This window comes from Paenibacillus sp. J22R3, assembly GCF_056269305.1.
Window position 1 is genome coordinate 52,819 of record NZ_JBWDNS010000011.1, and the last position, 13,244, is coordinate 66,062.

At 47.4% G+C, this 13,244-nt stretch carries 13 protein-coding genes; 1 reads left to right on the top strand and 12 read right to left on the bottom strand.

Translation table 11 applies throughout. The annotated features are described in order from the left end of the window. Positions 1 to 109 precede the first annotated feature (109 nt). Positions 110 to 1,120, top strand: coding sequence for a LysM peptidoglycan-binding domain-containing protein (locus AC0YN4_RS29660; protein WP_475837484.1), 1,011 nt, complete (start codon positions 110 to 112; stop codon positions 1,118 to 1,120). A gap of 52 nt (positions 1,121 to 1,172) precedes the next feature. Here the strand turns inward: AC0YN4_RS29660 and AC0YN4_RS29665 are convergent, their stop codons facing one another. The 12 genes from AC0YN4_RS29665 to AC0YN4_RS29720 all read right to left on the bottom strand — a co-directional run bounded on the left by AC0YN4_RS29665 (position 1,173) and on the right by AC0YN4_RS29720 (position 13,112). Continuing rightward, on the bottom strand, positions 1,173 to 1,904 hold the full coding sequence (locus tag AC0YN4_RS29665; protein WP_475784543.1) for an AAA family ATPase: 732 nt from the start codon (positions 1,902 to 1,904) through the stop codon (positions 1,173 to 1,175). Positions 1,905 to 1,954: 50 nt separating this feature from the next. Next, positions 1,955 to 2,614, bottom strand: coding sequence for a hypothetical protein (locus tag AC0YN4_RS29670; RefSeq protein ID WP_475837485.1), 660 nt, complete (start codon positions 2,612 to 2,614; stop codon positions 1,955 to 1,957). After that, entirely contained in the window at positions 2,614 to 3,186 is a 573-nt protein-coding gene (locus AC0YN4_RS29675) for a hypothetical protein (protein WP_475837486.1), read from the bottom strand. The genes AC0YN4_RS29670 and AC0YN4_RS29675 overlap by 1 nt, the downstream gene beginning before the upstream one ends. A 4-nt stretch (positions 3,187 to 3,190) precedes the next feature. Beyond that, positions 3,191 to 3,460, bottom strand: a complete 270-nt coding sequence (locus tag AC0YN4_RS29680) for a hypothetical protein (RefSeq protein WP_475837487.1) — start codon at positions 3,458 to 3,460, stop codon at positions 3,191 to 3,193. Between the two features lie 23 nt (positions 3,461 to 3,483). Further along, positions 3,484 to 4,293, bottom strand: coding sequence for a VanW family protein (locus tag AC0YN4_RS29685; RefSeq protein ID WP_475837488.1), 810 nt, complete (start codon positions 4,291 to 4,293; stop codon positions 3,484 to 3,486). A 138-nt stretch (positions 4,294 to 4,431) separates the two neighbouring features. After that, complete coding sequence (locus AC0YN4_RS29690; protein WP_475837489.1) at positions 4,432 to 5,421, bottom strand: phosphotransferase; 990 nt, start codon at positions 5,419 to 5,421, stop codon at positions 4,432 to 4,434. Positions 5,422 to 5,648: 227 nt separating this feature from the next. Continuing rightward, a complete protein-coding gene (locus tag AC0YN4_RS29695; protein ID WP_475837490.1) occupies positions 5,649 to 7,259 on the bottom strand; it encodes a copper amine oxidase N-terminal domain-containing protein in 1,611 nt (536 codons plus the stop codon). Between the two features lie 264 nt (positions 7,260 to 7,523). Beyond that, positions 7,524 to 8,540, bottom strand: a complete 1,017-nt coding sequence (locus AC0YN4_RS29700; protein ID WP_475837491.1) for a phosphotransferase enzyme family protein — start codon at positions 8,538 to 8,540, stop codon at positions 7,524 to 7,526. Between the two features lie 41 nt (positions 8,541 to 8,581). Continuing rightward, on the bottom strand, positions 8,582 to 9,499 hold the full coding sequence (locus tag AC0YN4_RS29705) for an aminoglycoside phosphotransferase family protein (RefSeq protein WP_475784551.1): 918 nt from the start codon (positions 9,497 to 9,499) through the stop codon (positions 8,582 to 8,584). Positions 9,500 to 9,529: 30 nt separating this feature from the next. Next, positions 9,530 to 11,119 (bottom strand): stalk domain-containing protein, encoded by a 1,590-nt coding sequence (locus AC0YN4_RS29710; RefSeq protein WP_475837492.1) that lies wholly within the window; start codon positions 11,117 to 11,119, stop codon positions 9,530 to 9,532. 120 nt (positions 11,120 to 11,239) lie between these two features. Beyond that, a complete protein-coding gene (locus tag AC0YN4_RS29715) occupies positions 11,240 to 12,580 on the bottom strand; it encodes a DUF4179 domain-containing protein (RefSeq protein ID WP_475837493.1) in 1,341 nt (446 codons plus the stop codon). Beyond that, positions 12,573 to 13,112: a sigma-70 family RNA polymerase sigma factor gene (locus AC0YN4_RS29720; protein ID WP_475784554.1), complete on the bottom strand. Its 540-nt coding sequence runs from the start codon at positions 13,110 to 13,112 to the stop codon at positions 12,573 to 12,575. The genes AC0YN4_RS29715 and AC0YN4_RS29720 overlap by 8 nt, the downstream gene beginning before the upstream one ends. Positions 13,113 to 13,244 lie beyond the last annotated feature (132 nt).

Below are 13,244 nucleotides of genomic sequence, written 5' to 3' on the forward strand. Positions count from 1 at the left end.
CCGTATAGTGCCAATCACCTGATTTCCATGATGTTCCGTTTTGCCTTGGATAATTATAGTAAGATATAAAGAATGATAGAGATTCTGAACATGAAAGGAAGTGTGCGCTTTGAACAGAAACTCGAAAGACAAAGGTTTTCAGCCCAGAGCCGCTCGTACGCAAAAGAAGAAATCCACCCTACTCCTCCTACAGGCAACAGCAGGTATCGTTATTATTGGTGGAATCCTGTATAGCATTTATGCAGCACAATCCGGCTCCGCACCGAAGCAAGCCGCCACAGGGAATGATCCCGTGGGCATGCAAGTGATCACTCATGATTCTACAACCAAGGATGACGGAGACAAGGCTGTTCATGAGTTAGCGCCTGCTCCCGGGGAATCCACTGGCAACACGACTACTACCACGAAGCCCGCGACTTCGGCCAGTAACGATCAAGAGGCTGCTGCGGACCCGGTCGTTACGCCGGAGAAGCCGGAAATTAAGGTCGTCCAAGCCAGCAAACCGGTCAGTAAGCCGACTAGTAAACCAACATCAAGCTCAGCCTCTAAGCCTGCCGTGAAATACCCGATGACCTATGTTCTCAAAAAAGGGGACACGCTGTCCTCCGTCTCGATGAAATTCTATCATTCGAAGCAGCATGTCGCTCGCTTGGCGGAATACAACCATATTGTGTTTATTAATGATATGGTCGAAGGGGATACCATCAAGATTCCGGCGATCTCATCGACTGCCGGAGCATCAGCTTCTAAGCCACAGGACATGGACTACTCCAAGGTCACCTTACCGGCAACCTATCTGGTGCGCACCGGCGATACCTTGTCTACCATCTCCCTGCAATTCTATCAAACGAAGAAGAATGTAGAGTTGATCGTGAAACAAAACAAGCTGGATCCTACCAAGAATTTGATCGCGGGAAGCTCCCTTATCATTCCGGCTATTCCGGTCGTGAAGCCGATTGCGAATCATACTGTGCAGCAGGGCGAGACGCTCTCCAGCATCTCCAAGAAACACTATGGTTCCGCTAAATACGCTGTCAACATTGCACAAACCAATCATCTGCAAAATAACGACGATATTAAAGCAGGCGATGTGTTGAAAATTCCTTATCTCAAATCGTAAACCTGGGAGCTGCCGCATTACGGGCAGCTCTTTCTTTTATCCAGATGCACCTTCACTCGTCATCATCATCATCCGAATCCGAGAACAACTCATCAAGAACCGTCTTCCTATTCTCGAGAAACCGCCTTGTAACGATATAATGCAGCGTATCCTCATACCTGATTTCCTCAATGGGATGGACATCGAAGTTAACGATTTGAGCATCCGGGTAGCCAAGCAGAATTGGTGAATGCGTCGCAATTATGAACTGCGCATCCTCTTCCAGGTCCTTAATGACTCGCATTAGAGCCAGCTGCCTTGCAGGCGATAATGCTGCCTCCGGCTCATCGAGCAGATAGATCGCCTTCTTGCCGAATCGATGCTGGAACAGCGACAGGAATGCTTCCCCATGGGATTGCTTGTGCAACGAACGACCGCCGTAATACGGCAGGCTATCCGGCATCGTATCAATATGCGAAGCGAACTGATAGAACGTTTCTGCTCGCAGGAAGAAGCCATTCGTAATCTTCGGCATCCAAGACAGCCGAAGATGCTCTCCAAGAATGGAATGCGCGGCATCCACATCATAATTATTGTTCCGCCCGCCACCGGCCGTATTAAATCCGCATTGAAACGCAATCGCTTCAAGCAGCGTGGATTTCCCCGAACCATTTTCCCCCACCAGAAAGGTCACGTTTGTCCGAAACGACAAAGATTTCAAATATTTCAACGCTGGTATGGAGAATGGATAGCGCTTCGGATCTGTTTCCTCATTCCTAATCAGTTCGAGACTGCGCAGGTACATCGATTTCAACTCCAATACCATTCAATAGTTAGATTAAGCTAATACTCTTGCTAAGTCGTACTGTCAATGAAATCCTCTGTCGAATATCCCTCGGGTGATTTACTGCTGTAATTTTGTTGATAACCGTCCCGCTTCCAGCTGCTTAACACCGGTGCTTCTACGACGGTTTGATCCAATAGCTGCAGAAACTCCGGATGATGCTGTTCCACCCACTGTCTCGCTTGTTTGATCGTATCAGCATGAGGAATGACAATGGATTGCGGAATAACGTCAGCTAGATTATTATAGATTTCTCGTTTCTCAACCAATCTGGTGAAGACAGAAGTATCCTCGTTTATCGCTTCAAGCGACTCATCCACTAGCCGGTAATAGAAGCCTTGAACTTGCGCGTTTTGTTTATCCGGGAAAGGTCTTTCGAATCGAAGGATCTTCACAATGTGCGGATTGTTGTTGAACCATTTATTCTGCTCGTAAACGATGGAATACGAAATATTGATATAGGTATCGTCACTTGTCGTGCTAACCTGCTCATAGCTGCAAGGTATTAATCGATCGCCATAAGGACTAATCGAGAGGCTGTATCCTTCAGGAGATGTACCATAACCATTTGCCCTCGCTACCATGATTTCGGTCTGTTGCAGTGCAACGATCAAACCCGCCGCAACAACCAGCACACAGGTGATTACAATACCAACTAACTGCTTTTTCATTAGCTGCTCTCCCCGGTTGTATCTGCTTTACTTACCTTGCCCGAGATATACTCCCCATCATATATGCCTGTTTTCCAAATGACTTGACCGTCCGCTCCGGATGCTTCGATTTTAAGAGGGTCTGGTCCATTTATAGGGGCAGCTTCGAGCTCGTCGAAGGATACGAACCAATAGCGGCCTTGTCCCGTTGAAATGATTTTAGCCTTCTTACTTCCTGTAACCTGCTTAACAACCACATTCTGTATATCGTCATCCGTAATGACACCTGCAAAAGTAAGCTTAGGTATATACGGAGCATTAATCATTCCCCAATCAAACCCTTCTACAGGGTTTACCTCTCCATTTCCACTACTGTTCCAATCCCCTCGTTCATTGGAGTAAAAGGCGTGCCGAAAACCCGTATCATCTTTATAGAGAAGTATTCTTCCTAATGGCACTTCTTCTTGGTAAATGAATTCGTACGAATCCGGATCGGACATTGTCATAAATAACTTATCCATCTTCTCTTCTTCTGTCTCCGTACATCCCGCGCAGAAGAGCATGATCAGGAATAGAAAGCATAGCTTTTTCACATCATCACCTGCCGTTACTATTAGTCACATCTGCCTTTTCTCTGAAAGAACCGAACACACCTGTAACAAGCCCAATAATGCCAATCGTCACACCATATCCTGTTGATTCATGGAAAGCTAATACGATTAAGATGCCAAACAGCGTTAGTTGAAGCCCTAAGAGCTGCACTTGAAGAACACTGGGCTTGATAAAATCCAACATGCCCCCCACAACAAACATCAGTGTAACAATGACAATAAATACCGTTACAATCATTAAGCCGATGCTCACCATTTAACGTTTGGACCTCCATCCGATTAGTCTGATGCCGCTTCTGTTAATAAAGGTGCGTACATCATGAGTGCATGGTTCTCGGTGACATACTCATCGTTAATCAGTTCACGATCATGATTGTAGACACGGCGATGAAGCACGTTTCGCCGAACATAACCGCCCCAATACTGCTGCTCGATGCGATGCTCCTTCTCATAGATTTCGTATGCATGCAGCGGCTTCTCGCTCGCGCGCCACTCGCCTGTAAGAACATGGTCTTTCAACTCAAGCACCAGTTGAAAGGGAACTGACGTCGAATTCATAATCATAAGATCCAAGTAATTATAAGAACAAGTCGCTCCACTGCCGAAGGGCTGTGTACGGTTCGCGTCCGGAAACACATCATAACTATGACGATGGCGCTCCACGACGGTAAGAGGCGTATGCAGCGTCATCCAATAAATTAAATTCGATAGCTGGCACAACCCTCCGCCTAACCCTGACTTGAATTTTCCATAGTGCAAAACCATGCCCGGCACATAGCCTTTTCGCGCAGTTGTTCGTCCGATCAGCTTCCAATAAGACATGGTCTCTCCCGGAGCAATGACGAGCCCTTGTATTCGTTGAATCGCAAGCGCCAAATTAATCTCTTTGTTATGCTGCAGCCACATATCCACGTCCTTCAGCTTCCGCAGCGTTGGCGTTGAATGATGAAATACCACATGTTCCAGCGGTTCCACTGCGAATGTCTGCGCGAATGAGATACCTCCGAACAGCCACCGAGCATATCTGCGCCATGTAAAATAAGCAGTCCCCATCATAAGCCGCAGCCTAGATCTCCGAATGGGTTTCATCTACACTGCACCTTCCTTATATGATCTCAACTTCTATATTTTTACACTTTAATTAAGACGTGAATCGCTTCAAAAAGTTGCAACGCAAAAAAGACTGCCGGCAGGCAGTCTTTGGGAGTTGAGACACTGAGCAATGGATCATGCCGTTGCACGGATTGCATGATGCTCGCACCAATTCCGGAGAAACTTCAGATTCGTGTTAAAATAATGATCGTCCTGCCAAGCGCCCCAGACATGCCCGAAGCCGGTGTGGAGACCCATTAACCATATTTCACGAATCGCTACAAATATAGGTATCGATTTAAGATCGTATTCACCTAGCACTTTAACCTTCTGATAGGCATCCAGGAAACCAACCCAATGCTCATTGTCGTAATCTTCCTTCTCTTTCCCTCTCACCCTATTCCATAAGAAAACGGACACATCATAAGCTCTCCATCCAAGGCCGCCACAATCGAAATCGAAATGGGTTAAAGCACCTTCATGAAAATGTACGTTGCCTCCATGAAGATCACCGTGACACATCCCCCATTCCAACTCTGTTGAAATTTCAGCTATGCGACTCGACAATACTTGAGACAATGATTCCAGATAATCGATGTCCTCTGGTCTGTGAGATAACAATTTCGATTGTCGAATGTTGTGAAGTGGTTCTTTAAGCAAATGCTCCAGATCAACCTTGAATCTTTCCTGACCACAAATGAAATCGTCCATAGCCAGATGCATCTTGGCCACCTGCTCACCATACAGCTCCGAGCTCGCTTTAGTATCGGAATAGCCGCCTTCCGCATACGTAAACAGAACCGCGTAGCGCTCACCCTCAGGGGCATCTAGTTCAATTGCGTAACCTCCGTCCTTTCTGGGGACTGGCGCCGATACCGGAATTTCTTTGTTATCCAAATATTTCAATAATCCCACTTCGAAATCAACGTCATGTTTATTCCGCCAATGCTCTTTATAAATCCGAAGAATGTATTTGCTTGTTCGGGTCTTCAGAATATAAGTATCATTGAGCCCATTCGATAGAAACCGGCATTCCCTAACGTCTCCTATTTCATAATGATCGTTTATTGCAATAGCTAATGCATCAGAAGATATAACAGAATGATAGACAGGAAGTTTTAGCATTTACCGATCCCCCTCGGTGGCTCATGATGGATTTGATTTTAACTCAGCATCTACATCATGCCATAGGAAATCTAATCCAACTAGATTGAGTTTATTTATAAAATGTTCTCGACTATTGTTGGTCCGATATTAATAACGCCCTGTGGGTTCGTTAGCTTAACACCGCATCAACATAAGGCAGCTTCGCTGCAGAACATCGCAACCACTTTTAACCTCTAACAATCTTCTCAACCCCCATCTCTCGGCGGAAGTATTTTCAGATGCTTGAAATCCTTATAAGCCTCTAGGTCGTCCAGTACTAGCTGTTTCCCGCGTCCTAATCCAGTAGCCAATCTGCCTTGCCCCGCTTCATACACCTGTAAGTAGCTCCCGTCCGCGAAACTGATCGACATCCCGTGAAAAAATGTTTCAACTTCAGCAGTGGAAGCAGCTTCCTCGACACCACTCTTAACGAATTTCTTCAGCATCCGGCAGACCTTGTTTATCGATTCATGGTCGGCCTTATGGGTACTAATTAGTGGAACATATAAGAGATCCCCCTCCTGTAGATTTACGGATGTTATGGTTTCCGGACTGCATGCAGCCGCTAATTCACTGAGCGTTTTGGCCTTCGGCAGATTATTCCGTTCCTCCTCGTAAGAGGGCCGATCGTAAGTTAAACGAACAGAGCGATTCGTCTTATCCAAGGGATTGTAGTACATGAACTCCAGCGAACCATGTCCTATATCGCCGGCATAATATAGCCCATCTAGACTGTACAAGGCCTTATTGTTCAAAGCATTCGTCCGCTCTTCACCAGTCAATAGCTTATCCGCCAACACAACGACGGAGTGATCTTTCAGGTCGATAAGCGTGAGGAGTCCTGATCGATTCGGCCGAACGACCAAATAATCATCACCGATTGTAAGTACGGTAAATACCTCATCGCTGCCAGTAAGTGCCGGTAAATCATAGTCGTTTATCGTAGTGCCTTGTTCATCAACCACGGTCACGATTTTGCCATCGGATAGTACGATTCGCTGTAACCAGCCATCCGGTCGATACAGTTGGAAGTAGGTTACATTGGACTCATAGCTGTGCACATACGATGCTTTCTTTTGGCTCACAATCTTGTTGTCTCGAACAAGCATGCTATATTCATCATAGTGAAGAACTAACTTATCGTCTGTATATTTGTCTACAGCTGTAAGGATGTTGCTCGGGCCGCTTACTCCCCCGTTATAGAAGGATAGATCGCCTTTCACAGTGCCTTCCAACTTACCGATAAGAACGACAGGATGCTGTTCACTGAGCGCTCTATAAATCTCACTCGTCACAGGGTTCAGCCAAATATAGCTCCACGAGCTTGGTCTGATGTATGTATCCTTGCGTGTAATTCGAACGGTTTTGCTCGTTTGATCCCAGACGACCTCGGCCTTAGTAGCTTCAGAGAAGAAACGAAGCGGAGCGTAGATTCGTCCTTGTAAGTTAAGAAGAGGTTCTGTTAGTGCGACTTGATGGTCATTAACGGTTGCGGTCTTAGAACCGTAACTCAGTTTCACGGAGAGTTCCGGGTATTTCATGGACACCATCTTGGCTGCAGCATTCCAGGACACAATCGTTCCAAGCAGTTGGCCCATATCACGTACAGATAAGTACACATTGCCTCTGGAAACGATCGGAGCGGAGTCCAACTCGTGCATGGATCCGTTCATCATCACCTTAATTCCGCTCGCTTTGGACGTATTAACAGCTCCGGAACTGTCTTCTGCAGAAGCTGAAATGGGGATGTTAAGCAGTATCGTTACAACTAACACGGTGGTGACAAGAAAGGGAAATACTCTTTTATAAAGAAGCAAGGGATCATCCTCCTGTTTATTAAAGCCGGATGACCATTAGACGAGTGCACCTGAAAAATGTTGCGTTAAATACCTTAAAATGGATAAGTTGGCGAGAGGAAACAACGATCTGGCACAGGCGGGGGGGGTGATACAAACTGATAATGTCATGAAATGCTGCCAATTATGCAACATTTCCTTATTAGGAGGGGGCCAACCGCCACAAGCAGCATGTTGGCCGCGCCAAGCCGCAACCTTGGCTGCTTACGCCCTCCTCACCTTAAATTACCAAATATCCACAATAGGATCGTTACTCTCCAACCTAACCTTACTCTCAGCAATCCAATCCTTAAACCACTGATTATCCGAGCTGCTGAACGTTTCATCCCCGTCATAGTCGCGAAATGCCCCGATGTAAACAATCAACTCTCTCAGCTTTAAGAACAACGGGATTTGCTTCAAATCCTCTTCACCCAACGTGTTTTCGAGGCTATAGCCTTTCATGAATGAACGCATGAATCTGCGAGCCTGATCCTCCCTCAGCTCTCGTCCATCTTCGCCTCCATAGACATAAACCAGATAGTACAACTGGATCGCGATATCCTCAACAAACCAGCTGTACTGCGCTTCGTCGAAATCGAACAGCGTGATCTTCCCATCGCCTTTATCTCTGACAAAATTACCGACTCCCATATCCCCATGAATAAGTCCATAAGCATCGCGATCCGTTGGCATTTCGTTCAGCCGGCTAACCATCTGACTGTAGTTCTCTTTCACGCGCTGATGGGAGGGAGGAAGAATATCGATGTCTTTCAAGTAATCGTTCTGATGCCATTCCAATCTGCGAGTGCTGTCGTCTTCAGGCTGATACAGCTTCGATAAAGCATGCATTTTGCCCGTGATTCTACCAAGAGTTTCATATAACGCATCGTCATCCAGACATGCCGGATAATTCACCTTCTGCCCTGACGCTTTCTCGAAGGAAACCGCAGTAAAGAACATCTCTGCTGTCACAATCACTTCCGTCCACTCACCGGCTGCAGAATGAATCGGCATCGAAGCTGAAATGCCGTGGCTCACCAAATATTGGATCCATTCCAGCTCTGCTTTTACCGCTCCGACTGTACGTCGGCTTCCCGGCGTTATTCGCAATATATATTCGCGCCCATTACGCTGAAACTCGTATACGAAGTTTTGAAAACCACCGATTAAAGTTACCTCTTCCATGCTGATCCCATATCTCTCCGCCGCAATAGCAAGGACGCCATGACGATGAAAGAGGTCTGTAATGGTTTTTTCCATCTCAATTTCCCCCTAACCTGTACCTGCATCCAAGTGAGCAATCAACCGTTCATGATCGATTCAGCAAAAGCAACCTGTTTGACAAGATCCGAATACGCCTCCGCTGTTGCACCATCCTCTGCACTCCAGCATGAGCCCATCGCCGTTTCGACGAAGAGGCATTGTCTGATGATCGCGCTCGGAATGCCCAGCTTCTTCTCAAGTACGACGATAATCTCGTTGATTTTCGCATAGCCTTTCTCCGAATAATCATCATCAAATTCATTTAGGATAAAGCGCGGAACGTCAAACACCGGATCGCCTATTACACCTTTCGGATCAATGATTTGATAGACGCCATCCTGCCCAAGCAAAATATTATCATGATGAAAATCGCCATGCAGCAGCATCTGCCGTGTATACACTGCAGCCACCGATAGGCAGATATCTTCTGCTTTCTTCATGTAGGCTGCTAATTCGCTGCAATCTTGCTGCTTGCTCATGTACTCGGTTATTCTGCTGACCCAATCTACATAAGTCGGATATAACTCTGCGTTATCTGCCGCTATGTGCAGGTCTGTGTGCAGTGAGCTGAATACGTCCAATCTTGCCGCAAGCGAAGTCTCTTCCCTTAGCGGATTGCCCGGCTTGACGCACGCTTCAAGCAGCACGCCTCGAACCACATCCGCCGCATACACGTTGCAGAATCGTCTGCCATCATAATGGTGCAGCGTATGATATTCCGTGTTTATCTCTTCCGAGGAAATTCTGCCGATCTTAAGTACGGCGCTTCCGAATCTCTCTGATTCGCATGTAAACACCAGGTTTGCAGAATAGGAAGGAATGAGCTGAATTGCGCTGAGCGCCCATTGATCGGCGAAGGTTTCGAGATCCCGCAACACCTTCTCATAGAACGCTTGCCCAAAGTGACTCACGATTTGTTCGATTTCATTTTGCCGAAACTGATATTGCTTGCTCATACTAAGGCTTCTCCTCCACTATGCTCCATTCTACTCCGACACTCGAATCGTATTGCTATCGGTCTCCCATCCCGTAGTCCAGCCAAATGCCGCACCGAGTTCACGGACAGGCGCCAGCAATTCACCTCTTACACTATATACTTCCTTACCTATGGCGGTAGACTGCCCATTCACATAAATGCCGCCTGTTTCTTCTGTATGGAAGGAGAACTCCTTGCCATCCTTTAGCGCAACAGCAATTTTGTCCTGAGCGTTCCACGTCATTCGATAACCCATCGCTTCCATCATTCCTCTGACAGAGGCATAAACGCTACCATCGACCTGCATCGACCACATGACAATTTGCTTCCCATTCACCAGCACACGTGGAGCCTCCAATACGGGCTCATATTTGGTAACGGAGAAGGTTCCCCATGAGTACGGTTCATACGAGTAAGGCGGAACGCCGAAGCCCTCCTCTCCTCCAAGCTGACCTAATGACCCGCGGCCAATCTGACCATAGCGGTTTAAGCCGGCCCCCCACAATGTACCATCCTTCTTAATGAGAAAAGAAGACCGAAATCCGCTGACAACCTCTACTGCCTGCTGATTCGCAAGCTTGACGGGGTGATCGAATCGATGCGGCTGCAAACCGTCTCCGATCTGACGGTAAGAGTTATTACCCCATACCCATACCTGGTCAAGCTGATCGAGCGCCAAACATTGCAAATAACCGCAAGATAGTTTATCTATCGATTGAAGCTCTGGGATTTGCACGAGATGGAGCGGCTCTTCCAACGGATCTTTGTTTCTACCCAGCACGCCGCCGTAATTATCTCCAAACGACCACACTGTACCGTCCGTGCGCAGAAGCAGCGTAGAGCTTCCCGAACTTGTAATTGCCTTGATATGATCAAGCTTCTCGAACCGTCTTGGTTTCGAAATGACGGCTTGTTTCCCCGTCTGGTAATAATACCAATACGGTGATCCCCAGTACCAGAGTTGACCGTTCTTGTCGATTACGAAGGCTGTAATACCATCGCTATGTATGGCTGTTATTGGAGGCAAACCCGCCACAAGGGCCGGTGCGGCGAGGGATTTCACTTTTCCATTCCCTAATTCGCCATACTCGTTGCTTCCCCATGCCCAGACCGTTCCATCCTTCTTCAGCGCGAACGCAGCATGATAACCTAATTCAATAGCCTTCACGTCTTGAAGTCCATCCATTTGTTTGGGAACTCTCGTGAATAGGGAATCGGTTGACGAATAAGTTACGCCGTCGAAAGTGCCATAACGTAAACTCCCCAACATCCATACCGTCCCATCTTTCTTCACGAAAGCGGCCGTATCCGAATAAGTCGAAGAAAACGAAATGGACTCCACATCCGATATGCCCGGAACTTGAACGGCGGTCGTTGTCAGGCGAGACGCAAGGTTAGCCCCCCAGGACCAGACCGTCCCGTCATTCTTCAGCGCAAGCGTACTTGCGTATCCGGAAGCAACTTGTTTCACATTCGTAATTACGTTTCCTCCAACTGTCATCGATGGCTCCTGCAGGCTTTCCGCCGAAGCTTCTATTGGCAGCATGAAACTAGCCATACAAACGAGCACGATCAACTTTAGTAAACGAGATTGTCTCACTTCCACTCCACCCCAGTACCATGAATTAGGATATCTTCATAGATCTTAGACGTTTACGCGTCAAAAAGGTTACTGACCTATTAAAAAGACCGCCACGAATGGCGGCCTTTCAAGAATGGACTACTTAATTCTCAGCTTAATATCCCCTTCGATTCGTATTGGATAATCGGTAATCGTGAGCGTCAGCGGACTCTGATAGTTCGCCTTCTTCATGAAATATTGGAACATGTCGCCGGACGTTCCCGTCATACCCGATTCGAAGGATTTACCGGATGCATCCTTGAATCTCATGTCAAATAAGCTGTACCCACGGTTCTTATCGAGCGGATTATCACTCTTTAACTTAAAGACAAGTATGCGCTGACCGTCTTCCTTGCTGGTGCCGATGTCTTGAAGAATTAGATTATCGTCCGGACCCGACAGCAGCTTCTTATGATCAAGATCAATCTTGATTTCCAGCTTGTTTTTGTCCAATGCCCGAATGCTGCCGGCCTTTAGATAAAGCCGGTCCGGTTTGCGGAAATAGTTGCTCTGGAAGTAGAGCACTTGCCGATACTCGCTTATGGTCGAACCGGATACGCCGTTAGTGATGGTCCCGAATGTTTCACCGCGCTCATCCTCGATCCGGATATCGTCAAAGTAGAATATCTTCTTCGTGTTGGCAGGATCGAAAGCTACTTCCAGCCCAATCCGGGTCGGATATACGGTCATTTTCTCAAAGGTAATATGTTGACCTTCCACGGTAACTGTCTTATTGATCGCAATAGTTTCCTTCAAGCCTTCAAACTTCGCTTTGTCCACAGGGACCGCAAACTTCCATACTTGACCGGTAGCTGTCTTCTCGTCCTTACCGGCCGTAAGCTCCAGATTGAGCGTATCCGGAATCTCAGCTCCCTCTTGAAAGTTAAACTCGAAGGTCCCTTGCTTGCTTACCCACTCTTCGCTGAAATTCGAGGAACCATGCGCGCTGCTGAACTCTATGCCATTACGTAGATCGATCTTCTGAAGATTGACGACCCGCTTCCGTCCATCCATATTCGTGAGCGTATAGAAAACAATTACTCTCGATTCATCGGCTAGTACACCATCCACGGTCACCTTAATACCGTCATGCTCCTCGGAGAGGCCGACCGGCTGCATAAAATCATTTTCCAATGCCAGCTCCAGCCCTTTGTCATAATTAATAAGCTCCACGAGTGACCGAAGTCCGGGCAAATCACCGACATAGGCCGCAACAACAGGCGAGAAGCGGACTGAAGCTACCATAGTCAGAAGCAGCAGACATGCTGTATAAGATGCGAATCTAGTTACAGTGCGGCGCCTTCTGCGTTGCCGGCCAAGACGCATGCCATTCCTAATCCTCTCATCGATCGTCCCGGGAACCGCAATTTGATTAATCTCTTCCTTCATTGCCTCCAACTGCGGCCACTCCTGCTCGCTCGAATCGCGAAAGTCATTCATGAGGTTCACCGTCCTTCTCCAGCCGCTTCCGCAGTCCGCCGAGTGCTTTGTGCAGCCATGTTTTGATCGTACCTTCCGGCTTCTCTAACGTTCTCGCAATTTCGGTGATCGTTAGATCATGATAATATTTCAGCTCAATGACGGTCCGATAGTTGGCATCCAGCCGTTCTACCGCTGATTCAAGCATGACTCTCTCCAGCAAAGCAGACTCGCCGCTCGCCACATGCAGCTCTTCGGCACCGGCCGCTACTTGCTGTATCTCATTCCGGCGAGACCGCCTCTTGGTCTCGTCCGCGCAGTAGTTCATCAGTATGCGTATCAGCCAACTGCCGAAATAACCAGGCTCCTTCAATTTGTGTATCTGCATGTAGGCCCGACAGGTCACTTCTTGCACAGCTTCAAGAGCGTCGTTCTCGTTCTTCAAATACGAATAGGCGATTCGGTACAGTTTATCCTTGTGCTGCGTAATGAGGCTGTAGAAGGCCGCATCGTCACCGCGTTTAGCTGCAAGAGCCAGCAATTCGTTATCCATACGTGCGTTTCCTCTCCTGCCATCATGCTTCTTCTACAAGTTAGACTGTGCAGAGCGGCAAACGGTTTTCGTTTATCATAAATTCTTTTATCGGCATGACAAAAGGCCACCTGATCGGCAGCCCTCCACGTA